At 64.4% G+C, this 24,886-nt stretch carries 25 protein-coding genes; 21 read left to right on the forward strand and 4 right to left on the reverse strand.

Annotated elements, in window-relative coordinates:
* The 15 genes from V6093_RS02320 (at position 1) to V6093_RS02390 (ending at position 12,757) form a co-directional block, all read left to right on the forward strand.
* On the forward strand, positions 1-543 hold the full coding sequence (locus V6093_RS02320) for a hypothetical protein (RefSeq protein WP_003247955.1): 543 nt from the start codon (positions 1-3) through the stop codon (positions 541-543).
* Positions 530-1,093, forward strand: a complete 564-nt coding sequence (gene pilO / locus V6093_RS02325; RefSeq protein ID WP_003247957.1) for a type 4a pilus biogenesis protein PilO — start codon at positions 530-532, stop codon at positions 1,091-1,093. The genes V6093_RS02320 and pilO overlap by 14 nt, the downstream gene beginning before the upstream one ends.
* Positions 1,093-1,599 carry a hypothetical protein gene (locus tag V6093_RS02330; RefSeq protein WP_012052151.1) on the forward strand — a complete coding sequence of 169 codons (507 nt, stop codon included), beginning with the start codon at positions 1,093-1,095 and terminating at the stop codon, positions 1,597-1,599. Before pilO ends, V6093_RS02330 begins: the two co-directional genes overlap by 1 nt.
* Positions 1,596-3,461 (forward strand): secretin N-terminal domain-containing protein, encoded by a 1,866-nt coding sequence (locus tag V6093_RS02335; RefSeq protein ID WP_108078859.1) that lies wholly within the window; start codon positions 1,596-1,598, stop codon positions 3,459-3,461. The genes V6093_RS02330 and V6093_RS02335 overlap by 4 nt, the downstream gene beginning before the upstream one ends.
* Complete coding sequence (locus V6093_RS02340; RefSeq protein WP_003247963.1) at positions 3,458-3,937, forward strand: type II secretion system protein; 480 nt, start codon at positions 3,458-3,460, stop codon at positions 3,935-3,937. Before V6093_RS02335 ends, V6093_RS02340 begins: the two co-directional genes overlap by 4 nt.
* Positions 3,938-3,942: 5 nt before the next feature.
* Positions 3,943-4,317 (forward strand): type II secretion system protein, encoded by a 375-nt coding sequence (locus tag V6093_RS02345; RefSeq protein WP_003247965.1) that lies wholly within the window; start codon positions 3,943-3,945, stop codon positions 4,315-4,317.
* Positions 4,292-4,819 (forward strand): type II secretion system protein, encoded by a 528-nt coding sequence (locus V6093_RS02350; protein ID WP_003247967.1) that lies wholly within the window; start codon positions 4,292-4,294, stop codon positions 4,817-4,819. Before V6093_RS02345 ends, V6093_RS02350 begins: the two co-directional genes overlap by 26 nt.
* Positions 4,816-5,217: a curli production assembly/transport protein CsgE gene (gene csgE / locus V6093_RS02355; protein ID WP_003247969.1), complete on the forward strand. Its 402-nt coding sequence runs from the start codon at positions 4,816-4,818 to the stop codon at positions 5,215-5,217. Before V6093_RS02350 ends, csgE begins: the two co-directional genes overlap by 4 nt.
* Positions 5,214-5,627, forward strand: coding sequence for a curli assembly protein CsgF (locus V6093_RS02360; RefSeq protein WP_047603819.1), 414 nt, complete (start codon positions 5,214-5,216; stop codon positions 5,625-5,627). Before csgE ends, V6093_RS02360 begins: the two co-directional genes overlap by 4 nt.
* 34 nt (positions 5,628-5,661) lie before the next feature.
* Positions 5,662-6,513 carry a CsgG/HfaB family protein gene (locus V6093_RS02365; RefSeq protein WP_047603817.1) on the forward strand — a complete coding sequence of 284 codons (852 nt, stop codon included), beginning with the start codon at positions 5,662-5,664 and terminating at the stop codon, positions 6,511-6,513.
* A 68-nt stretch (positions 6,514-6,581) separates the two neighbouring features.
* On the forward strand, positions 6,582-6,818 hold the full coding sequence (locus V6093_RS02370; protein WP_029380666.1) for a hypothetical protein: 237 nt from the start codon (positions 6,582-6,584) through the stop codon (positions 6,816-6,818).
* 341 nt (positions 6,819-7,159) lie between these two features.
* Positions 7,160-9,070: a sigma-54-dependent Fis family transcriptional regulator gene (locus V6093_RS02375; protein WP_179052936.1), complete on the forward strand. Its 1,911-nt coding sequence runs from the start codon at positions 7,160-7,162 to the stop codon at positions 9,068-9,070.
* A gap of 1 nt (position 9,071) precedes the next feature.
* Positions 9,072-10,805, forward strand: a complete 1,734-nt coding sequence (locus V6093_RS02380; protein ID WP_047603815.1) for an ABC transporter ATP-binding protein — start codon at positions 9,072-9,074, stop codon at positions 10,803-10,805.
* On the forward strand, positions 10,795-11,472 hold the full coding sequence (locus V6093_RS02385) for a S8 family serine peptidase (RefSeq protein ID WP_012052158.1): 678 nt from the start codon (positions 10,795-10,797) through the stop codon (positions 11,470-11,472). Before V6093_RS02380 ends, V6093_RS02385 begins: the two co-directional genes overlap by 11 nt.
* Entirely contained in the window at positions 11,465-12,757 is a 1,293-nt protein-coding gene (locus tag V6093_RS02390; protein WP_047603813.1) for an NAD(P)/FAD-dependent oxidoreductase, read from the forward strand. The genes V6093_RS02385 and V6093_RS02390 overlap by 8 nt, the downstream gene beginning before the upstream one ends.
* A 221-nt stretch (positions 12,758-12,978) precedes the next feature.
* Here V6093_RS02390 and V6093_RS02395 read toward each other — a convergent pair whose 3' ends face one another.
* Both V6093_RS02395 and V6093_RS02400 read right to left on the reverse strand, forming a co-directional pair.
* The gene (locus tag V6093_RS02395) at positions 12,979-14,292 is read right to left on the reverse strand and encodes a hypothetical protein (RefSeq protein WP_003247999.1); all 1,314 of its coding nucleotides are present in this window, start codon (positions 14,290-14,292) and stop codon (positions 12,979-12,981) included.
* Positions 14,293-14,431: 139 nt separating this feature from the next.
* Positions 14,432-15,925 (reverse strand): aldehyde dehydrogenase, encoded by a 1,494-nt coding sequence (locus V6093_RS02400; protein ID WP_003248002.1) that lies wholly within the window; start codon positions 15,923-15,925, stop codon positions 14,432-14,434.
* Between the two features lie 403 nt (positions 15,926-16,328).
* On the opposite strand from V6093_RS02400, the gene peaA reads away from it, so the two are divergent.
* From peaA to V6093_RS02425, 5 genes are all read left to right on the forward strand, one after another.
* Positions 16,329-17,894, forward strand: a complete 1,566-nt coding sequence (gene peaA / locus V6093_RS02405; RefSeq protein ID WP_029611842.1) for a quinohemoprotein amine dehydrogenase subunit alpha — start codon at positions 16,329-16,331, stop codon at positions 17,892-17,894.
* A gap of 48 nt (positions 17,895-17,942) precedes the next feature.
* Positions 17,943-19,373, forward strand: a complete 1,431-nt coding sequence (gene peaB, locus V6093_RS02410; RefSeq protein ID WP_406669689.1) for a quinohemoprotein amine dehydrogenase maturation protein — start codon at positions 17,943-17,945, stop codon at positions 19,371-19,373.
* 1 nt (position 19,374) lies between these two features.
* Complete coding sequence (gene qhpC / locus V6093_RS02415) at positions 19,375-19,698, forward strand: quinohemoprotein amine dehydrogenase subunit gamma (RefSeq protein WP_003248007.1); 324 nt, start codon at positions 19,375-19,377, stop codon at positions 19,696-19,698.
* Between the two features lie 31 nt (positions 19,699-19,729).
* A complete protein-coding gene (gene peaD / locus V6093_RS02420; protein ID WP_003248009.1) occupies positions 19,730-20,848 on the forward strand; it encodes a quinohemoprotein amine dehydrogenase subunit beta in 1,119 nt (372 codons plus the stop codon).
* Between the two features lie 134 nt (positions 20,849-20,982).
* Positions 20,983-22,656 (forward strand): fatty acid CoA ligase family protein, encoded by a 1,674-nt coding sequence (locus V6093_RS02425; RefSeq protein ID WP_267826976.1) that lies wholly within the window; start codon positions 20,983-20,985, stop codon positions 22,654-22,656.
* 261 nt (positions 22,657-22,917) lie between these two features.
* On the opposite strand, the gene V6093_RS02430 is transcribed toward V6093_RS02425, so the two are convergent.
* Positions 22,918-23,511: a DUF4157 domain-containing protein gene (locus V6093_RS02430; protein WP_047604966.1), complete on the reverse strand. Its 594-nt coding sequence runs from the start codon at positions 23,509-23,511 to the stop codon at positions 22,918-22,920.
* Entirely contained in the window at positions 23,498-24,061 is a 564-nt protein-coding gene (locus V6093_RS02435) for a TetR/AcrR family transcriptional regulator (protein WP_003248015.1), read from the reverse strand. Before V6093_RS02435 ends, V6093_RS02430 begins: the two co-directional genes overlap by 14 nt.
* A gap of 89 nt (positions 24,062-24,150) precedes the next feature.
* On the opposite strand from V6093_RS02435, the gene V6093_RS02440 reads away from it, so the two are divergent.
* Positions 24,151-24,882, forward strand: coding sequence for an SDR family oxidoreductase (locus V6093_RS02440; RefSeq protein ID WP_047604965.1), 732 nt, complete (start codon positions 24,151-24,153; stop codon positions 24,880-24,882).
* Positions 24,883-24,886 lie beyond the last annotated feature (4 nt).

The raw sequence follows: 24,886 nt of genomic DNA on the forward strand, positions 1-24,886 counted from the left end.
ATGCGCCGCCTCGACCTGGAATTCCAGCCACGGCGCAGCGGACCGCTGGTTTGGTCGCTGCTCGTCCTTGCCAGCGCCATGGTCGCCGGCCTGGTGCTGCTGCAGCAACGCTTGCAGACCGAGCAAGTGGCACTGGAAGCCAGCGTCCATAGCCTGGAACTGCAACTGGGCCGCCGCCCGGCCATCGCAGAACCCAAGAACAGCGCTGCCAGCCGGGAGCAGGCTGAGCGCCTGGCACAAATGCGCAGTGTGTCGCAGCAACTGCAACGTCCTTGGCAGCAACTGTTCGCCATGCTTGAAGCCATGCCGCAGGACGACGTCGCGCTGCTCGGCCTGACGCCGGATGCGCGCAAGGGCCAGGTGCGCATTGCCGCCGAGGCGCGCAACCTCGAAGCGATGCTGCAGTACCACCAGCGGCTGGAAGCCAGCGACGAGCTCAGCGACGTGTCGCTGCTCAACCACGAAGTGCTCGCTGCGCGGCCCGAGCACCCGGTGCGCTTCACCCTCACCGCCACCTGGGAGATCGGCCATGCGCGCCCTTGAATCGTTCAGCCGCCTGATCCTCCAGGAGCGCCTGCGCGTTGTCGGCCCGGTAGGCCTGGCTGCCGTAGCCGTAGGCCTGCTCGCCATTGGCGTGGGGTGTGCCGGCGTGCTGCCGCAATGGCAAAGCGTACGCGAACTGCGCGCCAGCGAAGCGCAGGCCAGCGAACAGGTAGGGCGTGTCAAGCGGGGTGAGCTGAAGATTGCGGTCCAGCCCGAGCAGCAGGCCCTCGACAGCCTGCGCCAGCAACTGCCCGGTCAGCCCCAGGCCAGCGAGCTGATCGAGCGTCTGTACCGCCTGGCCAGCGCCGAGCGCATCAGCTTGGCCCGCGGTGAATACGCGCTGGGCATCGACCCCAAGACCCAGCTGGCCCGCTACCAGATCGTGCTGCCAGTGCGCGGCAGCTACCCGCAGATTCGCGGCTTTATCAAGGGCCTGCTCAAGCAACTGCCGACGCTGGTGCTGGAAGACCTTGAGCTGCAACGCAAACGCATCGGCGACAGCGAGCTGAATGCCCGCCTGCGCATGACCCTTTACCTGTCGAGGTCATGATGAACACACAACGTGCAGTCATCTGGGCCGGCTTCCTTGGCGTGAGCGCGGCGCTGGCCTGGGCACCGGACCATTGGTTTGGCCAGGACGATGGCGTCGCGGCCTTCGCGGGTAAACCCGCGCCTGCAACAGAAAGCGCTGCGTCCATGGTCGGCGCGGGCTTACCCGCGAAAGGGCCGGAACAGGCCTCCCGCGACCTGTTCCCAACCCAGCAATGGACGCCACCCAAAACCCTGGCCACGGTCACCGAACAACCGGTTATGACCGCACCTGTCGTCGCCGCGGCCCCGACGGCCCCGGAGCTGCCTTTCCAGTTCATCGGCCGCATGGGTGACCGCGACGACCTGCAGGTCTTCCTGCAGAGCGGCGAAAAACTCTACGTCGTGCGCCAAGGCGACGTGATCGAAGACACCTATCGCCTCGATCGGGTATCGGCCAGCGAGCTGAACCTGGTCTACCTGCCTTTGCACCAGTCGCAGACCTTGTCTGTCGGGAGCGCACCATGAAGTCGTCAAAGCTGTGCAAGCCTGCTCCGTTTCTGCTCGTGGCGCTGTGCGTGGCCATTGCCGGTTGCGGCTCCAGTGCGGTTCGCCAGGACAGCGACCAGTTGATGAAAGAGGGCCAGTACGAGGCCGGCATCGCCCGCCTGGAAGAGGCCCTGCGCGACGACCCGCGTGACACAGAGCTGAATATCGCCCTGGCCCACAGCCGCCAGGCGGCTGTCGAGGCCTTGATTAGCCAGGCCGACAGCGACCGCGTCCGCCATGACTTCGCCAATGCCCGCATGGGCTATGGCCGGGTGCTCACCCTGGAGCCGAACAACCGCCGCGCCCAGGATGGCATTCGCCAGCTGGAGCTGATCCGCACCCTGGACGAACGCGTAGCGCTTGGCCAGGCGGCGCTGCGCCAGGGCGACCTGTTCGGTGCCGAACGTTACATGCGCGAAGTCTTGCGTCTGGACCCGCAGAACCAGAAGGGCATAACGCTGCGCAGCGACATCGAAAACGTGCAGGCACGCACCGCGCAGCCGTACCCGCAATTGCGCAGCAAGCTTGAGCGGCCGGTCACACTGGAGTTTCGCGATGCCAACCTGAAGACCATCTTCGAAGTGCTGTCGCAGGTGGCCGGCATCAACTTCATCTTTGACAAGGACCTGCGCCCGGACATGAAAGCCACCATCTTCGTGCGCGAGGTGCGCATCGAGGACGCGATAGCGCTGCTGCTGGAACAAAACCAGCTGCGCCAGAAGATCGTCAACGACAACACCGTCATGGTCTACCCCGATTCGCCGCAGAAGACCAAGGACTACCAGGAACTGGTCATGCGTACGTTCTACCTGACCAGCATCGACGCCAATACCGCGTTGAACATGGTCAAGACCATGCTCAAGACCCGCGACGTGTTCGTTGACGAGCGCCTCAACACCCTGACCATGCGCGACACGTCGGACGCGGTGCGCATGGCCGAGAAGCTGCTGCAGTCGCAGGACCAGTCCAACCCCGAGGTGGTGCTGGAAGTGGAGGTGATGGAGGTGGCCACCTCGCGCATCCTCGACCTTGGCCTGCAATGGCCGAACACCTTCGGCGTGCTGAGCGACGATGGCAACCCGGTCAGCGTGCTCGACCAGCTCAAGGGCATCAATTCCAGCCGCATCAGCATTGCGCCGGCGCCGCAGGCCAAGATCAACGCCCAGGACAAAGACATCAACACCCTGGCCAGCCCGGTGATCCGCGTCAGCAACCGCGAGCAAGCGCGCATCCACATCGGCCAGCGGGTACCGATCATCAGCGCCACCTCGGTGCCGTCGACCCAAGGGCCGGTCATTACCGAGAGCGTCACCTACCTGGACGTCGGCCTGAAGCTTGAAGTGCAGCCCACCGTGCACCTGAACAACGAAGTGGCGATCAAGGTGGCGCTCGAGGTCAGCAACGCCACCCCGCTGGAGGCCACCCGCCAGGGCACCATCCCCGTCCAGGTCGACACCCGCAACGCGCAGACCAGCCTGCGCCTGCATGACGGCGAAACCCAGGTGCTGGCCGGCCTGGTGCGCAACGACCACAACGCCAGTGGCAACAAGATTCCCGGCCTTGGCGATATCCCGGGCCTGGGCCGGCTGTTCGGCAGCAACAAGGACGACATGAGCAAGAGTGAGCTGGTGCTGGCGATCACCCCGCGCATCGTACGTAACCTGCCGTACCAGAGCCCGTCGGACATGGAGTTTTCCACGGGCACCGAGTCGGCCATGCAGGTGCGCCAGATGGCGCCACTGCCGCCGATAGACGTACCCGGTAATGCGCCGACCACCGATGAGCCGGTCGTGGACAGCCAGATGGCGGTCGCCCCGGTCAACGGGAGCCCACGGCCATGAACGCGCGGCGTCGCATGCACGGCTTCAGCCTGATCGAGGTGGTGCTGACCCTGGCACTGCTCGGGTTGCTCGCCAGCATGGCCGCGCCGCTGACCGAAACGGTGGTACGCCGCGGCAAGGAGCAGCAACTGCGCGAGGCGCTGTACCAGATTCGCGACGCCATCGATGCCTACAAGCGGGCCTTCGACGCCGGCTACATCGAGAAGCGCGTGGACAGCAGTGGCTACCCGCCGAACCTGCAGGTGCTGGTAGAGGGCGTGCGCGATGTGCGCAGTGCCAAGGGCGCCAAGTTCTACTTCCTGCGGCGCATCCCGCACGACCCGCTGGTGGCGGCAAAGGATGAAGACGAAGGCGGCTGGGGCCTGCGTGCCTACGACAGCAGCCCCGACAACCCGCGCGACGGCGAAGACGTGTTCGACGTGTATTCCAGGGCCCGTGGCAAAGGCCTGAACAATATCCCTTACGGGCAATGGTGACAGCCATGAAACGCAGCAAAGGCTTCACCCTGATCGAACTGCTGGTGGTGATGGCGATCATCGCCACGCTGATGACCATCGCCATGCCGCGCTACTTCAACAGCCTGGAAAGCTCGCGCGAGGCCACCCTGCGTCAGAGCCTGGCAGTGCTACGCGAGGCGCTGGACCACTACTACGGTGATACCGGCCACTACCCCGATTCGCTGGAACAACTGGTGGAGCAACGTTACCTGCGCAACACACCGGTCGACCCGATTACCGAGCGCAGCGATGCCTGGCAGTTGGTGCCGCCGCCCGAGGGTGTGGCGGGTGGCGTGGCCGATATCAAGAGCGGTGCCACAGGGAGGGCGCGTGATGGCAGCCTCTTCGCTGAATGGTAAGGCCAACGGCGGCTTCACCTACCTGGGTGTGCTGCTGCTGATTGCGGTCAGCAGCGTGGCCCTGGCGGCCACCGGCACGATCTGGGCGAGCGCCGCCCAGCGCGACCGCGAACGCCAGTTGCTGTGGGTCGGCAGCCAGTACGCCCAGGCCCTGCGCAGCTACTACCGCGCATCCCCCGGGCTGGCCCAGTACCCGCAAGACCTGGCCGACCTGCTGCAGGACAACCGTTTCCCGCAGGCCAAACGGCACATCCGCAGGCTTTACCCTGACCCGATCAGCAACAGCGACGAATGGGGCCTGCTGCGCTCGATCGACGGCCGTATCACTGGCGTCTACAGCCGTTCGGACGCCACCCCTTTCAAGCGCAGTGGCTTCAGCGCCGAATGGAGCGGGTTCGAGGGGATGGAGCACTACAGCGACTGGCAGTTCGTCGCCGAGCAGGCCTTTACCGAAAGTGCACGCGGTGTGCAGACGAATGCGGGCCCGGGAGACACGCCATGAAGCGCCTGACTGCGCTGTGCCTGAGCCTGCTGCTGATGGCTGGGGTGACTACCTGCGCCAAGGCGGGTGCTGAAGACGAGATGCAGGGTTTTATCGTCGACAACACCATCTCGCACATTGGCCACGACTTTTACTACTACTTCGCCGACCGCCTGCGTGCCACCAGCCGTCTGGACTTCAACCTGGTGGTACGCGAACGCCCCGATGCCCGCTGGGGCAGCCTGGTGACGGTGGAGTTCGAGCGTGAAGTGGTGTACCGCCGCTTCCTGCCACCCAATACCACCGAGCTCAAAGACGAGGCCGTCGCCGCTGCCGACCTGGTCAAGCAGCAGATCATTCAACGCAAGCTGCAACGCCTGCTACAGGACACCACCGACTTGGAGAGGGACGAGCTATGAACCACCGCATACCCCGTTGCATTGCCGCCTGCCTGCTGGTCAGCGCCTGTGCTGCCCAGGCCACCGAGCTGGTGTACACCCCGGTCAACCCGGCCTTTGGCGGTAACCCGTTGAACGGCACCTGGCTGCTGAACAACGCCCAGGCGCAGAACGACTACGACGACCCGGACCTCAAGGACCGCGCCTCGGCCTTTACCGGCACCACGGCCCTTGAGCGCTTCAGCAACCAGCTGGAGTCGCGGATGTTGTCGCAGTTGCTGGACAACATCAGTAATGGCAACACCGGCAGCATGGCGACCGATGCGTTTCTCATCGACGTCATCGACGATTCCGGGGCCTTGAGCATCAAGGTCACCGATCGTGCCACAGGAGAAATTTCGATCATTGAGGTCAGCGGCCTGAACCCCTGAGAGGGAAGGGCTTTTATGTTGGGGAGATAACACCATGAAACGTCTGCTGAGCGCGCTGCTGATCCTCACCGCCCTGGGCCTGCAAAGTGGTTGCAGCCTGCGCGAACCCATGTCGGCCGAACAGGACTCGGAAACCCCGACCCTGACCCCTCGGGCCTCGACCTATTACGACCTGATCAACATGCCACGGCCCAAAGGCCGGCTGATGGCCGTGGTGTACGGCTTCCGCGACCAGACCGGGCAGTACAAGCCCACCCCGGCCAGCTCGTTCTCCACCAGCGTCACCCAAGGCGCGGCCAGCATGTTGATGGACGCCCTGAGTGCCAGCGGCTGGTTCGTGGTGCTGGAGCGTGAAGGGCTGCAGAACCTGCTGACCGAGCGCAAGATCATCCGCGCATCGCAGAAAAAGCCGGATGTGGCGGAAAACATCATGGGCGAGCTGCCACCGTTGCAGGCCGCCAACCTGATGTTGGAGGGCGGCATCATTGCCTACGACACCAACGTGCGCAGCGGCGGCGAAGGCGCCCGCTACCTGGGCATCGACATCTCCCGCGAATACCGCGTCGACCAGGTCACCGTCAACCTGCGCGCTGTGGACGTGCGCACCGGGCAGGTGCTGGCCAACGTGATGACCAGCAAGACCATCTACTCGGTAGGGCGCAGTGCCGGCGTGTTCAAGTTCATCGAGTTCAAGAAGCTGCTGGAAGCCGAGGTGGGGTATACCACCAATGAACCGGCGCAGTTGTGCGTGCTGTCGGCGATTGAATCGGCGGTGGGGCACTTGCTGGCGCAGGGGATCGAGCGGCGGTTGTGGCAGGTGGCGGGGGATCCAGCTGATGGCAAGGCCACGGTGGACAAGTTCTTGAGCCAGAATCTGCAGCCTTGAAGCAGATTCAACGGCACCTGCGCGGTCGATGTGTGGACCTTGTGTCGCGATAATGCAGCCATCCACCGTTGTTCGCCGTTCGTTCCGGCGTGGATTACGAAGATGCGCTGGTGCACCTGTCCACGCTGCTGAAAGGGGCGTTTGCGACCAACCTCAAGGCGCTGGAACTGGCCAAGGGCACCTGCCGTGATCTGTTGTTGAGCAATGACCATGGGTTGGATTCGGCCAAGGCGGTGGTGGAGGCGTTGCTGGATGGGGTTGAGAGGCAGCAGCTGGCTGGGCGGAAGGCGGCGTCGAGTGCCTGACGGGGCTTGGGTATTGGTGATAGCGATCGATATCCCTGATTGACCTCGAGGGCCTCTTCGCGGGCTCGCCCGCTCCCACAGGTATGTGCAGTCCTCAGGCTTGGTGCCAGCCTATGGGAGCGGGCAAGCCCGCGAAGCAGGCGACGCGGTGTATCGCACCGGCAACGCCGGTGATCGCCGGCAAGCCAGCGCCCACAGGGATTGCGCCCGCTTAAAGTAACCTGGCCAGCTACACCCCAATCCATCCACTACCAGATGACGGCCAGCCATTTCTCCCGCACACTGCGGAAAATTCCCAAGCCCGTACCCCGTCACATTGCGGGGCACAGCCGGAGTAGAAAATGGCGCGACAACTTATAACAAACGCCCACGACCCGCTGCACGAATCCCGCGAGGCCCGGTTGAAGCTGGCCAGCGAAGGCGAACTACCGCTGGGCATGCTGCGCGACGAGATCGACGCCTCCTGGCGCCGCAGCCTGGGCCACGGCCTGGACTGCCTGCAGGGCGAGCAGGTCGGCCTGGGCCTGGAACAGGGCCATGACCTGCGCCTGCTGCTGGAGCGCAACCGCCTGCTGATCGATGCCGTTACCCCCGAACTCGACTACCTGGTCGCGCGCCAGGGCAAGGCTGGCATCGTCATCCTCGGCGATGCCCAGGCCAACGTGCTGGCCATCGAAGGCCAGAAGCACGTGCTGCAACGCGAAGGCCTGCGCGATCTGCACCCGGGCAGTTGCTGGAGCGAATCGCTGCGCGGCACCAATGCCATCGGCACGGCCGTGGTCGAAGGCCGGCCGACGCTGATCAACTGCGGCGAACATTACCTTGACCGCCTGAGCCCGTTCTCCTGTACTTCCGTGCCACTGCGCGACCCGCGCGGCGAGGTGATCGGCGTGCTCGACATCACCCGCGAAGGGGTGATGGCGCAACCGCAGGACAGCCTGTCGACCCTGATGCTGGCAGCCGGCAACATTGAAAGCCGCCTGTTTGGCCTGTGCCACCCGGACCAGTTGGTGCTGGCCTTCCACAGCCGCCCGCAATACCTCAACAGTGCCTGGCACGGCCTGTTGGCCCTGAGCCTGGACGGCGAAGTGCTGGCTGCCAACGACAGTGCCTGCCAGCTGTTGCAGGTGCCGCGTCACGAACTGATTGGGCGGCGTAGCACCGACCTGCTGGGCGAACGTTCCCCGGCCTTTATCGCTCGCCTGTGGCAGGGCGGGGTGAGCAGCGTGCAGACCGCCAAGGGCGAGTTCTATTTCCGTGCCCTACAGCTGCCGCGCCATGGCCGGGTCAGCCCCAGCACACCACCTGGCAAGCCGGCCTTGAGCAAACAGTCGCCTGCACTCGATGCTCTGGCCGGAGGTGATCAACGCCTGGCGCGCAACCTGCGCATGGCTCGCCAGGGGCTTGGCAGTGGTTTGCCAGTGCTGCTGCTGGGCGAAACCGGTACCGGCAAGGAAGTGGTCGCTCGGGCCTTGCACCAGGCCAGCCCGCGTGCCGACAAACCGTTTGTGGCAGTCAACTGCGCGGCCATTCCCGAAGGGCTCATCGAGTCCGAGCTGTTCGGCTATCGCGAGGGCGCCTTCACCGGTTCGCGCCGGGGTGGCATGGTCGGGCGGCTGATGCAGGCCCATGGCGGCACGCTGTTCCTCGACGAAATCGGCGACATGCCGCTGGCCCTGCAAGCACGCCTGCTGCGGGTGCTGCAGGAGCGCCGCGTAGCACCCTTGGGGGCGGGTGACGAGCAGGACATCGACGTGGCGCTGATCTGCGCCACCCACCGCGACCTCAAGCGCCTGGTGCAGGAACAACACTTCCGTGAAGACCTGTTCTACCGGGTCAACGGCGTGTCGCTGCGCCTGCCGGCCCTGCGCGAACGTGATGACCTGGCGGCGATCATCCAGGGCCTGCTGGACAAGGCTGATGCGCGTGGCGTAACCCTCGACCCGGCGTTGACCGCGTTGCTCGAAGGCTTCGACTGGCCTGGCAACATCCGCCAGCTGGAAATGGTGGTGCGCACCGCCCTGGCCATGCGCGAGGATGGCGAGCAGGTGCTGACACTCGATCACCTTACCGACTGCCTGCTGGACGAACTCGCCAGCAGCGCAGCGCCCTCCGGCAGCCTCAAGGACAGTGAACTGGAACAGATCCGCGGTGCTCTGGCGCGCCACCAGGGCAACGTCTCGGCCGCCGCCGAGGCACTGGGTATCAGCCGGGCGACGCTGTACCGCAAGCTCAAGCAGTTGCGCGGCTGACGTGGGCGGCCTGTTCGCAAGGCTGGTGGATTCCAGCGACCCTGTACTCATGCGCCAGGCGTTGGCCTGGCTGTATGGTTTCGTGCGCCCCCATCGGCGTGCCATCGGCCTGTTGCTCAGCTTGTCGCTGGGTGCATCGCTGCTGGCGCTGGCGCAACCCTGGCTGGTCAAGACCCTGATCGATGAGGGGCTGCTGGCCAAGGATTACCAAACGCTTTGGCACATGGCGGCAATCATGATCGGCGCGGGCCTGCTGGGCACTGTGCTGGCTGGGGTCAACCGCTACCTGCATACGCGCTTGTCGGGGCGCATCCTGTTTGCCCTGCGTGACGACCTTTACCGCCATCTGCAGCAGTTGTCGCCGACCTTCTACGGGCGGCGGCGTATCGGCGACATTCTTTCGCGGCTGGATGGCGATGTGGCAGAGATCCAGCGCTTTGCCGTGGACTCGCTGTTCTCGGCGGTGTCGGCGGTGATCGGCCTGGTGGGCGCGGTGGCGTTGATGCTGATGCTGTCGTGGCAGTTGTCCCTGTTGTTGGCGCTGCTGGTGCCGATCGAGGTGCTGTGGCTGCGCTGGATGCGGCGCAAGGTGGAACGCGAAGTGCGCAACCTGCGTGAGCGCTCGGCGGATGTGTCGTCTTTTCTGGTCGAGACCCTGCCGGCGATGAAGTTCATCCAGGCGGCCGGCCAGCAAGGCCGGGAAGCAGGGCGCCTGGACCAGCTTGGGCAAGGTTACATGCGCCAGCTGCTGAAGGTGCAGGTGACCGAATTCTTCACCCAGGCCATCCCCGGCACGCTCACCTCGTGGTGCCGCGCCTGTGCGTTCCTGGTCGGTGGCTGGTGGGTGATCCAGGGTACTTGGCAGTTGGGCGCGTTGATCGCCTTTTCTACCTACATGGGCATGGCCGTGGGGCCGGTGCAGAGCCTGCTGGGCCTGTATGTGGCGGTGCAGCGCATGGCCGTGAGCCTGGGGCGGGTCATGGAGCTCAAGCGCGAAGCGGTGACCGTGCATCAGGCAGTCAATCCGCAGCCCATCCCCGATGGCCCAGGCGAGTTGCGCCTGGAGGCGCTGAGCTTTGCCCATGAGGGGCGCCAGGGTGCGGTACTGAACAACGTGCAGGTGAGCATCCCGGGTGGCCTGAAAGTCGCCATCAGCGGTGCCTCCGGCGTGGGCAAGTCAACCCTGATCGACCTGCTGCAGCGCTTCTACGACCCGGACGCCGGGCGCATCCTGCTGGACGGCGTCGACCTGCGCGACCTAGACCTGGCTGCGCTGCGCAGGCGAATCGCCGTGGTCAGCCAGGACATCGTGCTGTTCCGTGGCACCCTGGCGCAGAACCTGGCTTATGGCGTGCCCGAGGCCAGCCGTGATGAACTGGAGCGGGTGGTGCGCCTGGCGCGGCTGGACAGCCTGGTCGACAGCCTGCCGCTGGGCCTGGACGGCCTGCTGGGCGAGCGTGGCCAGCAGTTGTCCGGGGGGCAGAAGCAGCGTATTGCCATTGCTCGTGCAGTGTTGCAGGCCCCGGCGATTCTGGTGCTGGACGAGGCCACTTCGGCGGTGGATGAGGCCACCGAACGTGAAGTGATCGCGGCCATCGACCAGCTGTTCGCCGGCCGCACGCGCATCCTGATCAGCCACCGGGCTTCGACCCTGGCCGATGCCGACCTGCATCTGCAACTGCATGACGGTCAGTTGCAGGTACTGGCGCAGGAGGTGATCAAGCATGGGCACTGACGTGCGCGTTGGCATCATCGACAGCGGCTGCTCGCCGGAGCAGGCCAACGGCTTGCGGGACGCCCGCCGTTTCTGGCTGGAAGACGGCCAGTTGCGCGAAGGTGAAATGCTCCCCGACCAACTTGGGCACGGCAGTGCGGTGCTCGCCAGCTTGCAACACGAGGCCGGTCCGGTGTCGGTGCTGGTGGCCCAGGTGTTCAGTGCTCAGGCCAGCACCAGTGCGTTGCAGGTGGCTGCCGCATTGCTGTGGCTGGTGGAGTCGGGGGCGACGCTGATCAACCTCAGCCTGGGCTTGCAGCAGGACCGGCCCGTGCTGCATCAGGCTTGTGCCGAGGCGCTGGCGGCTGGCGTGCTGTTGTGTGCATCCAGCCCGGCACAGGGTGGGCCGGTCTACCCGGCCAGCTACCCTGGGGTGTTTCGACTGACCGGTGATGCGCGTTGTGCGCCCGGCCAGTGGTCCTGGCTTGGCACCCGGCAGGCGGACTTTGGTGGTTATGTGGGGGCGGGCGGCCGAGCAGGTGCGAGCTTGGGCTGTGCGGCTTTGAGCGGAAGGATTGCGGCTTTGCTGCGTGACGAGCCGGGTAGGGATCGCCAGCAGGTCCATGACTGGTTGCGCGATCACGCGGCGTTCATCGGCCCAGAGCGACGGGGGCCCAGCCATGGTTGAGCCGCGCATTGTGGTGCTGGGCGCCGGCCCTGCGGGTGCCGCCACGGCCATTGGCTTGCGGCGGCTGGGTTACACCGTGACGGTGGTGTCGGAGTGGCGCCGTTTCGCGGCAGTTGAAGGTGTTTCGCAGCGGGTGCTGGAGGGCTTGCGTCATGCAGGCCTGGGTGGGGCCTTGAGCCAGGCGGCCATGCCGGCCACTCGCCAGGTGCTCTGGAACGGCCAGCACCTGCACATGAACCAGGAGTTTTTGCTCGACCGGCAACGCTTTGACCAGGCGCTGCGCGAAGACCTTCAGCGCGCAGGCGTGAGTGTGGTCGAGGGGCGGGTGCGTGAGGTCGTGCAGGGGGTCGGTCATCATGTGCGCCTGGACGATGGGCAGGTGCTGACTGCTGATTTCCTGGTCGAGGCTCGAGGCCGTCAGGCGCCCCTGGCCACAGACCGCCTGCGTGGGCCGGAAACGGTCAGCCTGCTCAATGTCTGGCAGGGTAGCCCGGGTGCGCCTGCGTCGGCGGTGGAGAGCCTGGAGGATGGCTGGGCGTGGATGGCACGGCTGGAAGATGGCCGCTGTTACTGGCAAGTCACCCAGGACGCTGCCGGGCTGCCGGGGAAAGCTGGGTTGGCAGCTTACTGCGTGGCGTTGCGGGGCCGCAGCGCGTTGGTAGCCGAGCTGTTCGACGGTCAGGCATTGATACCGGCACAGGTGCATGCACGCAGCAGTACCGCCATTCTGGCGGGTGAATGTGTCGGGCAGGACTGGATCCGGGTGGGGGATGCCGCCATGGCCGTTGACCCGCTGTCGGGCAACGGGATTTTTCAGTCGCTCTCTTCGGCATTGCAGGCGCCGGTGGTGATCAATACGTTGCTGCGCAGGCCTGAGCAGGCCGAGCTGGCGCGGCAGTTTCACCAGCAGCGGGTCGAGCAGCTGTTCTTGCGTTTTGCCCGCATTGGCCGGGATTTCTATGCCCAGGAACAAAGCCGGGTGGGGCAACCGTTCTGGTCACGCCGCCAAGGCTGGCCGGATGCGCAACCCCTGCATCAGGCGGCTGATTGGCAAGCGGTGCGGGTTGAGCGGCGGCCGGTGCTGCGTGACGGGCTGGTGGATGAAGCCGAGGTCGTGGTGACGGCGGACCAGCCGCTGGGGGTTTGGCATTTGCAGGGGGTGGAACTGGCGCCTGTGGTGCGACAAATACGCAGTGGGCGGCCTTTTGAGGCAGTGTTGTCGGGGCTTGCGAGTGAACAGCAGAGAATAGTGCGGCGGTGGCTAGGGGAGCAGGGGTTGGTTTGAGATTGTCGGGGCCGCTTTGCGGCCCATCGCGACGCAAGGCCGCTCCCACAGGGATCGCACCAGCTTTTAGAAATTGAGCAAGACAGTTGCTCCCACAGCGACCACACAACCCTGGACTGCCCCCAAGAAGTTGGACACCAATCCAACCCTTGGGAGCAGGTCCACCCTGTGGGAGCGGCCTTGCGTCGCGATGGGCTGCGAAGCAGCCCCAGGATGTCGGATCAGAAAAAGGTCCCGACAATCAATTGCAGGTAAGTCCCGGTATCCCGCCCGCCCAACTGCGTACCGCCATTGGCCGCACTGCGCTCCGGCTTGTAGAACCCCACCACCGGGCTGATCAGCAAGTGGTCGTTGACCATCCATTCCACATACAGATCCAACTCGCGCCCACCAAGGTTGCCCTGGTCGGTGTCCAGCGTGTCGAAGTCGAAGTACAGCGCGCCGACGGTCAGGTTGTCCCGTGGCTTGCCCTTCAGCGCTACATGGTGCACTTGGCTGTTCTTGTTGAACGGACCGGCATAGTTGGCTGCCACTTCACCCTGGAACCAGGTGCCGTAACCCCGGCTGAGGCCATAGAACAGCGGGTCGAAGCCTTCGGAGAAGCGGCTGTAGCGGTAGGTGGCGGTGGGTGACCAGGGCAGTTGGGAGAAGGTCCAGTTGCCCTCCAGGTACCAGGCATTCTCGCGCCCGCCGGTCTTGTCCTGGGTCACGTACTCGGCGGCCAGCTCCAGGTCTTTGACGCCCAGGTTGCCGCGCCCGCGCAGGCTGGCGGTGTCCATGCCGTCGCGGTGTTCCAGGCCCATGATCTGCGCGTAGCGCTGGTCCACGTCGAGGCCGCGGATCCAGCTCAGGCCGACGGTACCGGTATCGGCGACGTGCTCCAGGTTGGCAACCGCCAGGGAAGTGTCGGCCTGGTAATGGTTGTCGGACTTCAACCACATCAGGTCACCGCGCCAGCCCTGGTTGCCACCCAGGCGCAGCACGGCGGTACGATCGAAGGCCTTGCGTGCGGCCAGGTAGTAGGCACCGCCGCGATCGAAGTTGGCCCCCAGGTCGACCTTGCCCAGGTTGACCGGGTCACCCTGGATCAGGAAACCATCACCCAGGGTGACGACCTGGCGGCCACCGGAAATGTCCACGCCATCTTCGCCCAGCGCCGGGAACAGGTTGGCCGAGCGCCAGCCCAGGTACAAGTCCTCGATGGCGGTACGGCGTTCGTCGCCCAACGTCAGGCCGGCGGCGTCGCCATCGCCCCAGGTGGCGGAACTGAGCAGGCTGAAGGCGCCGTAGAGGGTGCCGCTATCGGCCAGGGTCTGGCTGCCGCTGAGGCCGTATTTGACGTAGCCTTCCTGCCAGGCGGTGCTGCCGGGTTGGCGGTTGCCGGCCTGGTTGAAGCTTTCGTCGCTGTGGAAGACGCCGAACAGGGCTTCGAGGTTGGCGTTGAGGGTGGTGCCATCGTGGTTGTACAGCTCGTAGGCTTGGCTGGCGGGGGCGGTTAACAGCAGGGCCAATGTGCAGGCGAGTGTGTGCCTCATGGGTTTGCTCCATGGTTTTTATTGTTGTTTTTGTGTCGCCTGTACCGGCCTCTTCGCGGGTGAATCCGCGCCCACAAGGCACGTGATACCGGGTGTAGGAGCGGGTTTACCCGCGAAGAGGCCGGTACAGGAAAAAGGATCAGAGCTTGATCAACACCGATTTCAGCTCGGTGTAGTGCTCGATGGCCGCTGAACCCATCTCACGACCAACGCCAGACATCTTGTAGCCACCAAACGGCAGCGCCGGGTCCAGCGCGCTGTGGCAGTTGACCCACACCGAGCCGGACTTGATGCGCGGGATCATGCGGTGCACAGCGGCCAGGTCGTTGGACCAGATACTTGCACCCAGGCCATAGGGATTGTCGTTGGCCATGCCGATCACTTCGTCGATGTCATCGAATGGCATCGCCACCAGCACCGGCCCGAATATTTCTTCCTGTACCAGGCGGTGACGCTGGTCCACATCGACAATCACCGTCGGCTTGACGAAGTAACCAGGCCCGAAACCTTCACCCCCGCAGGCGATGGTTGCACCCAGTTCGCGGCCAAGCTCGATGTAGCCGGTGACGCGGTCCTGCTGCTTGGCTGAAATCAGCGGGCCCATCTGCACCGCCGGGTCCAGCCCGTTGCCCAGCTTCATGGCATTGGCAATTGCGGCGATGTCGGCCACCACATTGTCGAAGTGCTTGCGGTGCACATACAGCCGCGAGCCTGCGCAGCACACCTGGCCCTGGTTGAAGAAGATCGCCGTGGCTGCACCGGCTGCGGCTTCCTGCAGGTTGGCGTCGGGCATGACGATGGTCGGCGATTTGCCGCCCAGTTCCAGGGTGACGCGGGTCATGTTGTCCATGGCCGCCTTGCCGATCAGCTTGCCGACCTCGGTGGAGCCGGTGAAGGTCAGTTTGTCTACGCCGGGGTGGCGGCTGAGCGCGGCGCCGGCGTTCAGGCCAGTACCGGTAACCACGTTGAACACGCCGGCCGGGTAGCCGGCCTCGTCGACCAGCTCGGCCAGCTTGAGCACGCTCAGTGGGGTTTCATCGGCAGGCTTGAGCACCACCGTGCAGCCGGTGGCCAGTGCCGGGCCGAGCTTCCAGCAGGCCAGCAGCAGTGGGAAGTTCCAGGCAACGATGGCGCCAACCACGCCCACTGCTTCGCGGCGCACGAAGCCGTGGAACTGGTCGTTAGGCATCAGCGGCATGGACGCTTCGACGGTGCTACCCTCGATCTTGGTGGCCCAGCCCGCCATATAGCGCAGGAAGTCGATGGCCAGTTGCACGTCCATCACCTGGGCCACGGCGGCGCTCTTGCCATTGTTCAGGCATTCCAGTTCGGCCAGCTGACGCGCATCGCGCTCCATCAGGTCGGCCAGGCGCCACAGCAGGTTCTGCCGCTCGCGCGGGCGCATGCGGCTCCAGGGCGAGTCGTCGAAGGCCTGGCGCGCAGCGCGCACGGCGCGGTCGACATCTTCGGCCTCGGCGGCCGGCACTTCACCCAGCACCTCGCCGGTGGCCGGGTTGCGGAACGACAGGGTTCGACCGCTGGCGGCGTCCTGCCAGTCGGCACCGATGCGCATCTTCAGCTTGCGTTCGAGAAAGGCGCGGGTGGCGGGCAGGATGGGCAGTTCGGAAAGCATGGGGCTGTGCCTCTTGTCATTGGATGTGACGGGCACTGGCGCAATGGCCGTGCCAACCTGGGCAGATGGCCGCAAAGCGTTGTGGGCGTTGGGTTTTGCCTGAGCGCAAGGCTGCGTTTGCCAGGTTGCGCTGTTGCACATTGAGACGGTGTGAGACGGTGATGAAACAGTGGCTGTTCGGCCTCTTCGCGGGCCCTGTCTCAACATGAAACACCCTGTCGCGAAATGGCACGCTGCAAATGGCCATCCCGGCTCCTGGCCAAGCCCCGAAAACCGCTTAAAGGGTTGAAAGGAAACGCTTTTACCCTAACTGGCACAGTTCCTGTATCACAACCGTCACATGCACACCTGCTGTACCAAAGCGTGCGAAAACGATAAGAACAACAACCGTGGAGGTCTGACCTTGAAGACGACTCGACTCCGGCGGCATGCGGGCAAACTGGCGCTGGTCGCCGCCGCGCTGCTGAGCACCCAGGCCATGGCGGCCGAGCAGGGCCCGAGCCTGTTGCAGAACAAGTGCATGGGGTGCCATATCCCCGAAGGCAACGACACCTATAGCCGCATCAGCCACCAGCGCAAGACGCCGGAAGGCTGGCTGATGAGCATCGCCCGCATGCAGGTGATGCATGGCCTTCAGATCAGCGACGACGACCGTCGCACGCTGGTCAAATACCTGGCCGACAAACAGGGCCTGGCGCCCAGCGAAACCGATGGCGTGCGTTACGCCATGGAGCGTCGGCTCAATACCGTCGAGCACTTCGACACCCAGCTCAGCGAGACCTGTGGCCGTTGCCACTCGGGTGCCCGTGTCGCCTTGCAACGGCGCCCGGCCAAGGAGTGGGAACACCTGGTCCACTTCCACCTTGGCCAATGGCCGTCCCTTGAATACCAGGCCCAGGCGCGTGACCGCGACTGGCTGCCGATCGCCCTGCAGCAAGTGGTGCCGGACCTTGCCAAGCGCTTCCCGATGGACAGCGCGGCCTGGGACGAATGGCAGAAGGCCAAACCCAAGGCGGACGTACTGCCGGGGCAGTGGGCATTCAGCGGCCATATGCTGGCCAAGGGCGATGTACGTGGGGTAATGAGCGTCACGGCCGGAGAGGGCGATACCTTCAAGGTCGAGGTCAAGGGCGCTTACGCCGACGGTACACCGTTCAACGGCAGCGGCTCGGCCATCCTGTACAACGGTTATGAATGGCGGGGCAATGTGAAGGTTGGCGATGCCAACCTGCGTCAGGTGTTCGCCGCGCTGGATGGCGAAATGAAAGGCCGTATGTTCGAAGCCGATCACGATGAGCGCGGCCTGGACTTCAGCGCCGTAAAAGAAGGCAAGGCGCAGTTGCTGGCGGTACAACCGGCGTTCATCAAAGCCGGAGGCGAAAGCGAAATCACCCTGGTTGGCAGCGGCCTGACTGGCAAGCCGGACCTGGGCGCCGGGGTGGAAGTGACCGAAGTGCTGGAGCAGACCCCGACCCTGGTAAGGGTCAAGGCCCGTGCCGCGGCCGATGCCAGGCCAGGGCTGCGCGAGGTGGCGGTAGGTGCGCTCAAGGGCGTGAACCTGGCGGTTTACGACAAAGTCGATGAAGTGAAGGTCGTGCCGGCGTTCTCCATCGCGCGCATTGGCGAGAACGGTGCCTCCGTGCCGAAAGTGCAGGGGCGTTTCGAGGCCGAAGCCTGGGGCAAGGATGCCAATGGCCAGCCGCTGCGTATCGGCTACCTGCCGGCCAGCTGGAAGGTCGAGCCGTTCAACGAGCGTGCTGTCGAGGATGAAGACGTCAAGTTCGCCGGGCAGATGCAGGCCGACGGTGTGTTCGTGCCAGGCGGTGCCGGGCCCAACCCTGAGCGCAAGATGATGACCAACAACGCCGGTAACCTGAAGGTCATCGCCACGCTGGCCGACGGTGGCCAGACCGGCGAAGGGCACATGATCGTCACCGTACAGCGCTGGAATAACCCGCCGCTGCCGTAACGGCAGGCTGCAACGGTTTTCCAACGGATCGATTATCGGGAGGTCGCCATGGGCGTACTACTGAACCTGGTCGAACGCAACCTGCACGAAGTACAGGTTGATGCCGACCGCATGCTGTTCCATATCCCCAGCAGTTCGCTGTTCACCGCTGACGCGGTGACCGGCGGCATCATCGACACCTTGCGCCAGCAAGGCTGCTCGGCCGAGGAGCTGATGCAGCGCCTTGGCCAGCAGTTTGCCGGCGACGATATCCAGGACACCCTGCGCGAGCTGATCGCGCTGGAGCTGGTCAGCGACGGCTCGCCGCTGACCCCGGAAATCGCCCTCAGGCAAGTCGAGCGCACCGCACTTAACACCGTGGTGCTCAACGTCAACACCGGTTGCAACCTCAGCTGCACCTATTGCTACAAGGAAGACCTGGACAAGCCTTCCGCCGGCAAGAAGATGAGTACCGCCACCGCCGAAGCCTCGGTGGAGATGCTGCTCAAGGAATCACCCAACGAGCAGCGCTACAGCGTGGTGTTCTTCGGTGGCGAACCGCTGTCCAACCGGCCGTTGATCGAACACATGGTGGCTTACTGCGAGCGGCGGTTCGCCGAAGCGGGCAAGCCGGTGGAGTTCATCATGACCACCAACGCTACTTTGCTGACCGAAGAAATCATCGATTGGCTCAACGCCCACCGCTTTGGCCTGTCGATCAGCATCGATGGCCCCAAGACCGTGCATGACCGCAACCGTATCACCGTGGGCGGGCAGGGCACCTATGACGTGGTGCGGCGCAAGGCCGACCTGCTGCTGTCGCGCTACACCAGCCGGCCGGTGGGCGCGCGGGTCACGCTGACCCGTGGCATTACCGACGTTGAAACCATTTGGAACCACCTGTTCAACGAAATGGGTTTCGCCGAGGTCGGCTTTGCCCCGGTTACCTCTGGCGACATGGCCGACTTCAACCTCACTGCCGACGAGCTGGTGCAAGTCTTCGCCAACATGAAGGCACTCGGCCGGCGCTACCTGGAGGCGGCACTGGAGCACCGCAACATCGGGTTCTCCAACCTGCATCAGCTGATCACCGACATCCACGAAGGCCACAAGAAGGCCCTGCCGTGTGGCGCCGGGTTGAAGATGCTGGCAGTGGACCACGAAGGTGAGTTGAACCTGTGCCACCGCTTCACCGGCTCCAGCCTGCCCACCTTCGGTAACGTGCACCAGGGCGTGAAGCAGGCGCAGCTCAACGACTTCCTGTCGCAGCGCCTGGACCGCAGCAACACCGGCTGTGAAAGCTGTCGCATCCGCAACCTGTGCTCCGGCGGCTGCTACCACGAAAGCTATGCGCGCTACGGCGACCCGCAGCACCCGACGTATCACTACTGCGAACTGATGCGCGACTGGGTGGACTTCGGCATTGAAGTCTACAGCCGCATCATGGCCGCCAACCCGGCCTTCATCGATCGCTACATCACCCCGCGGAAGGCGCATTGACATGAAGCACTTGAAGCCCCTGAACAACAAGGCGCGCATCCTGGAGCAGGCCGCCGCCGAAGACCGTGTCGAAGACGTGATGGCAATGAGCGCGGTGGCCGGCTGCACGGCCACTACCGACCCCGGCTGGGAGGTGGACGCCTTTGGCGGCGTGAGCTCGCTGTGCCAGCCGATGGAGGCCGACCTTTATGGTTGTTCCGACCCTTGCTGGTGGCCGGCCCAGGTGCCGGACATGATGAGCACCTACCAGGACTGGAACGCCCAGGCGACCAACTCGGCAGAGGACTGGCGCAACCTCGGCACCGTGTTCCCGAAAGACAAGTGACGGCCCAACAAGAATGACAAGGGGAAACCGCATGAAAGCTGGACGCTGCGCGCCATTGGCGCTCACCATCGCCGCCATGGGCGCCGGGCTGGCACAGGCCGACGACACTGGCCCGGCACTGAAGGCTGGCCACGAATACATGATCGTGACCAACTACCCGAACAACCTGCATGTGGTCGATGTGGCCAGTGACACGGTCTACAAGAGCTGCCGGATGCCGGACAAGTTCGGCCCTGGCACCGCAATGATGGCGCCGGACAATCGCACCGCCTACGTGCTCAACAACCATTACGGCGACATCTACGGCATCGACCTGGACACTTGCAAGAACACCTTCCACGCCAACCTGTCCAGCGTAGCCGGTGAAGTCGGCCGGTCGATCTATTCGTTCGCCATCAGCCCAGACGGCAAAGAGGTGTATGCCACGGTCAACCCGACCCAGAGGCTGAACGACCATTACGTGGTCAAGCCACCCCGGCTGGAGGTGTTCAGCACCGCCGATGGCCTTCAGGCCAAGCCCGTACGCAGCTTCCCGATGCCGCGCCAGGTGTACCTGATGCGCGCCTCCGACGATGGCAGCCTGTACGTTGCCGGGCCGGACATTTACAAGATGGACGTGAAGACCGGCAAATACTCGGTAGCCCTGCCGCTGCGCAACTGGAACCGCAAAGGCTACAGCGCCCCGGATGTGCTGTACTTCTGGCCGCACCAGAGCCCGCGCCATGAGTTCACCATGCTGTACACCATTGCCAAGTTCAAGGATGACAAGCAGGACCCGGCCACCGCCGAACCGCTGTATGGCTACCTGAGCATCGACCTGAAGACCGGCAAGACCCACACCCAGGAGTTCGCCGACCTGACCGAGCTGTACTTCACCGGCCTGCGCTCGCCCAAGGACCCGAACCAGATCTACGGCGTGCTCAACCGCCTGGCCAAGTACGACATCAAACAGCGCAAGCTGATCAAGGCGGCTAATCTGGAGCACACCTACTACTGCGTGACGTTCGACAAGAAGGGCGACAAGCTTTACCTGGGCGGCACCTTCAATGACCTGGCGGTGTTCAACCCGGATACGCTGGAAAAGGTGAAGAACATCAAGTTGCCGGGTGGTGACATGTCTACCACGACGCCGCAGGTGTTCGTTCGCTAAACCGGTGTGTGCCTCTTCGCGGGTAAACCTACAAAGGACGGCGCCACATTTGAGGCCGGTGGAGGTTTTTGTAGGAGCGGGTTCACCCGCGAAGAAGCCAGCACAGAAAACACAAGAACAACAAGAGAACGCCTATGCCCCAGCCAAGCTACACCCAGGGCAACCAGGACAAGCCCCTGCTGACCCAATGCATCGGCGACGCCTTCGACGCCACCGTGGCCCGCTTCCCCGAGCGTGAGGCGCTGGTGGTTCACCATCAGGCCCTGCGCTACACGTGGCGGCAACTGGCTGACGCCGTCGACCAGCACGCCCGCGCGCTGATGGCCCTGGGCGTGCAGCCCGGTGACCGTCTTGGCATCTGGGCACCCAACTGCGCCGAGTGGTGCATTACCCAGTTCGCCAGCGCCAAGGTTGGCGCGATCCTGGTCAACATCAACCCGGCCTACCGTTCCAGCGAACTGGACTACGCCCTTGGCCAGTCCGGCTGCCGCTGGGTGATCTGTGCCGATGCGTTCAAGACCTCCGATTACCACGCCACGCTGCAGGGCCTGCTCCCGGGCCTGGCCAACAGCCAACCGGGCGCGCTGATCTGCGAGCGCTTCCCCGAGCTGCGTGGCGTGGTCAGCCTGGCGCTGTCGCCACCGCCGGGCTTCCTGGCTTGGCACGCATTGCAGGCCCGTGCCGAGGCCGTCAGCGGCGAGGCCCTGGCCGCGCGCCAGGCACAACTGCGTTGCGACGACCCGATCAATATCCAGTACACCTCAGGCACCACCGGTTTCCCCAAGGGGGCCACCCTTAGCCACAGCAATATCCTCAACAACGGGTACATGGTCGGTGAAAGCCTGGGCCTTACCGAGCACGATCGGCTGGTGGTGCCGGTGCCGCTGTACCACTGCTTCGGCATGGTCATGGCCAACCTTGGCTGCATGACCCACGGCAGCGCACTGATTTACCCCAGCGATGCCTTCGACCCGCTGGCCACGCTGCGGGCAGTGGCGCAGGAAAAAGCCACTGCGCTGTATGGCGTGCCGACCATGTTCATTGCCCAACTGGACCATCCGCAGCGTGGTGAGTTCGACCTGTCGAGCCTGCGCACCGGGATCATGGCCGGCGCGACCTGCCCGATCGAGGTGATGCGCCGGGTGATTGGCGAGATGCACATGGCCGAAGTGCAGATTGCCTATGGCATGACCGAGACCAGCCCGGTGTCCTTGCAGACCGGTGCCGCTGACGACCTGGAGCGTCGCGTGACCAGCGTCGGTCGCACCCAGCCCCGGCTGGAGAGCAAGGTGGTGGACGCCGAAGGCAACACTGTCCCGCGTGGCGAGATCGGCGAACTGTGCACCCGCGGCTACAGCGTGATGCTGGGTTACTGGAACAACCCCAAAGCCACCGCCGAGAGCATCGACGCAGAGGGCTGGATGCACACTGGCGACCTGGCGGTGATGGACGAGCAGGGCTATGTGCGTATTGTCGGACGCAGCAAGGACATGATCATTCGCGGCGGCGAGAACATTTATCCGCGCGAGCTGGAGGAGTTCTTCTTCACCCATCCGGCGGTGGCCGATGTGCAGGTGATTGGCGTGCCGTGCAGCAAGTACGGTGAAGAGATCGTGGCCTGGGTGCGCCTGCACCCGGGGCATGCTGTCAGTGAAGAAGCGTTGCGTGAGTGGGCGAGGGCAAGGATTGCGCACTTCAAGGTGCCCAGGTACTTCCGTTTTGTCGACGCGTTTCCGATGACGGTTACGGGCAAGGTGCAGAAGTTCCGGATGCGCGAGATCAGTGTCGAAGAGCTGTCTGCCAGATGACCTTTTACGTGCCCAAGGTGAACGCCTTGCTCAAGATTCGAACATCCTGCGCGGTCGCCCGTAGGAGCGGGTTCACCCGCGAAAGGGCCGGCCCTGCTGGCCAATCTCTACCCGCTGTTCACCGTCGCAGCCGCCACCGTATTCGCGGGTAAACCCGCTCCTACGCGGTCGCGGACACACAGCGGGAGTTGAACACATGCCGTTGTAGGAGCGGGTTTACCCGCGAAGGGGCCGGCCCTGCTGGCCAACATCCCTGGCCAATCAGCGGGCCAGGCCTGAACGACGCTCGCGCAGCGCCTTGTCGACTTCGGCCTCGATCTTGTAGGCCGGCCCCTCCAGGTCGTCGTAGTTACGCGTATAGCGTCGGGCAAACGCCTCCACGCCCAGCTCCTGATACTGCTGCACATGCTTGAGCTCGTGCGCCCACAAGGCCACGTTGTCCTCGGCATCGGCGGCCCGGCGGAAGATGATCGTGTCGATCAGTGTAACGGCGTTCACATCGGGGTTCTGCAATAGCGCATTGGCTGCGCTCATCTGTTGCTCATCCCCCACCCGGAAGCGCGCCGCGTCGAGCACGGCAAAGTCATACCAAGGTTCAAGCTGCGCCCGAATATGCAACGGAATCGGCTGCACTCCGCTGGCCGTGGCTTCGTCGCGGGCCTGGCGCAAGGCGTAGGTCAGGCTGGACGAGGCCATGACCTCCACATCCTTGAGGATCTGCCCGGCCTGGCCTGGGTCGATCGGGGCGCAGAAGCAGCCCATCAGGCACACTTGATACTGCCCAGGCGGGCAGGCCTGTTCGGCAAGCGCTGGCAGGGCCAATAGCAAACTCAGCAGGGCACTAATCCGTCTCATGCAGGGCCTGTTCGACAAACTGGCGGCTGGCGCCCAGTACCTGCGCTTGCACGCTTTCACTGGCCAGCATGCGCCCGACCAGCAATGCCCCTACGCACTGGCTTATCAGCACCCAGGCCAGCTGCTCATCCTCCAAGGTTGTGCTCCAGGCCTGGTGCAGCTCTACCAGCCAGTGCTCAGCCACTTCACGCACCGGCGTGTCGGCCCGGGCGATTTCCACACCCAGCGGCGGCAGCGGGCATCCACCTTCGGCATTGCGCAGGTGGGCCAGGCTCAGGTACTGCTGCAGACAGCGGCCCAGGCGTTCGCGGTTGGCGCCTTGGCAAGCTAGGCGTGCCAGGGGGCTGTTGCTCAGCTCCTGGCGTACCACCTCGGTAAACAGGTCGTCCTTGGACGGGAAGTGGTTGTAGAAGGCACCGCCGGTCAGGCCGATCGCTTTCATCAACCCGGCCACGCCGGTGCTGGCAAAACCCCCGCGTTTGGCCAGCGCGCCGCTGCTGGCCAGCAACCGTTCGCGGGTTTGCTGTTTGTGTTCGTTGGAATAGCGCATTCACATGCCTCGGCAGACAGGCTTGACGATGACCGCGATCATAGCATAGCGTTCGTTTACTAAACGATCATTTACCCATGGAGGCAGGCATGTCAGAACAACAAAAAGTCGTGCTGGTGATCGGGGCGGGCGACGCCACTGGGGGTGAGATCGCCAAGCGCTTTGCGCGTGAGGGCTATATTGCCTGCGTAACCCGGCGCCAGGCCGACAAACTGCAGCCGCTACTGGAGGAAATACACGCCGCTGGCGGCCAGGCCTACGGTTTTGGCTCTGATGCGCGCAAGGAAGAGGAGGTGACCGCGCTGGTAGACACTATCGAGCGTGATATAGGTCCGATTGAGGCATTTGTCTTCAATATCGGTGCGAATGTGCCGTGCAGCATTCTCGAGGAAACCCCACGCAAGTACTTCAAGATCTGGGAAATGGCCTGCTTTGCCGGTTTCCTCACCGCGCAGGCGGTGGCCCGGCGCATGGTTCAGCGTGAGCGCGGCACCCTCCTGTTCACCGGCGCTACAGCCGGTACCCGCGGCGCAGCCGGTTTTGCCGCCTTCGCCGGCGCCAAGCATGGCTTGCGTGCCCTGGCACAGAGCATGGCGCGCGAGTTGGGGCCACGCAACATCCATGTCGCCCATGTGGTGGTGGACGGTGCCATCGACACGGCCTTCATCCGTGACAGCTTCCCCGAGCGTTATGCCCTCAAGGACCAGGATGGCATCCTTGACCCGGCGCACATTGCCGACAGTTACTGGTTCCTGCACGCCCAGCCCCGCGACGCCTGGACGTTCGAGCTGGACCTGCGCCCCTGGATGGAACGCTGGTAAACCC

The sequence above is a fragment of the Pseudomonas putida group bacterium ESBL64 genome, assembly GCF_045277175.1.
GTDB lineage: Bacteria > Pseudomonadota > Gammaproteobacteria > Pseudomonadales > Pseudomonadaceae > Aquipseudomonas > Aquipseudomonas alloputida.

What these genes read in the sequence shown, in the direction of transcription:
- V6093_RS02320 (WP_003247955.1), top strand. Translation starts at nt 1, where the DNA reads ATGCGCCGCCTCGACCTGGAATTCCAGCCACGGCGCAGCGGACCGCTG.
- pilO (WP_003247957.1), top strand. Translation starts at nt 530, where the DNA reads ATGCGCGCCCTTGAATCGTTCAGCCGCCTGATCCTCCAGGAGCGCCTG.
- V6093_RS02330 (WP_012052151.1), top strand. Translation starts at nt 1,093, where the DNA reads ATGAACACACAACGTGCAGTCATCTGGGCCGGCTTCCTTGGCGTGAGC.
- V6093_RS02335 (WP_108078859.1), top strand. Translation starts at nt 1,596, where the DNA reads ATGAAGTCGTCAAAGCTGTGCAAGCCTGCTCCGTTTCTGCTCGTGGCG.
- V6093_RS02340 (WP_003247963.1), top strand. Translation starts at nt 3,458, where the DNA reads ATGAACGCGCGGCGTCGCATGCACGGCTTCAGCCTGATCGAGGTGGTG.
- V6093_RS02345 (WP_003247965.1), top strand. Translation starts at nt 3,943, where the DNA reads ATGAAACGCAGCAAAGGCTTCACCCTGATCGAACTGCTGGTGGTGATG.
- V6093_RS02350 (WP_003247967.1), top strand. Translation starts at nt 4,292, where the DNA reads ATGGCAGCCTCTTCGCTGAATGGTAAGGCCAACGGCGGCTTCACCTAC.
- csgE (WP_003247969.1), top strand. Translation starts at nt 4,816, where the DNA reads ATGAAGCGCCTGACTGCGCTGTGCCTGAGCCTGCTGCTGATGGCTGGG.
- V6093_RS02360 (WP_047603819.1), top strand. Translation starts at nt 5,214, where the DNA reads ATGAACCACCGCATACCCCGTTGCATTGCCGCCTGCCTGCTGGTCAGC.
- V6093_RS02365 (WP_047603817.1), top strand. Translation starts at nt 5,662, where the DNA reads ATGAAACGTCTGCTGAGCGCGCTGCTGATCCTCACCGCCCTGGGCCTG.
- V6093_RS02375 (WP_179052936.1), top strand. Translation starts at nt 7,160, where the DNA reads ATGGCGCGACAACTTATAACAAACGCCCACGACCCGCTGCACGAATCC.
- V6093_RS02385 (WP_012052158.1), top strand. Translation starts at nt 10,795, where the DNA reads ATGGGCACTGACGTGCGCGTTGGCATCATCGACAGCGGCTGCTCGCCG.
- V6093_RS02390 (WP_047603813.1), top strand. Translation starts at nt 11,465, where the DNA reads ATGGTTGAGCCGCGCATTGTGGTGCTGGGCGCCGGCCCTGCGGGTGCC.
- V6093_RS02395 (WP_003247999.1), bottom strand. Translation starts at nt 14,292, where the DNA reads ATGAGGCACACACTCGCCTGCACATTGGCCCTGCTGTTAACCGCCCCC.
- V6093_RS02400 (WP_003248002.1), bottom strand. Translation starts at nt 15,925, where the DNA reads ATGCTTTCCGAACTGCCCATCCTGCCCGCCACCCGCGCCTTTCTCGAA.
- peaB (WP_406669689.1), top strand. Translation starts at nt 17,943, where the DNA reads ATGGGCGTACTACTGAACCTGGTCGAACGCAACCTGCACGAAGTACAG.
- qhpC (WP_003248007.1), top strand. Translation starts at nt 19,375, where the DNA reads ATGAAGCACTTGAAGCCCCTGAACAACAAGGCGCGCATCCTGGAGCAG.
- peaD (WP_003248009.1), top strand. Translation starts at nt 19,730, where the DNA reads ATGAAAGCTGGACGCTGCGCGCCATTGGCGCTCACCATCGCCGCCATG.
- V6093_RS02425 (WP_267826976.1), top strand. Translation starts at nt 20,983, where the DNA reads ATGCCCCAGCCAAGCTACACCCAGGGCAACCAGGACAAGCCCCTGCTG.
- V6093_RS02430 (WP_047604966.1), bottom strand. Translation starts at nt 23,511, where the DNA reads ATGAGACGGATTAGTGCCCTGCTGAGTTTGCTATTGGCCCTGCCAGCG.
- V6093_RS02435 (WP_003248015.1), bottom strand. Translation starts at nt 24,061, where the DNA reads ATGCGCTATTCCAACGAACACAAACAGCAAACCCGCGAACGGTTGCTG.
- V6093_RS02440 (WP_047604965.1), top strand. Translation starts at nt 24,151, where the DNA reads ATGTCAGAACAACAAAAAGTCGTGCTGGTGATCGGGGCGGGCGACGCC.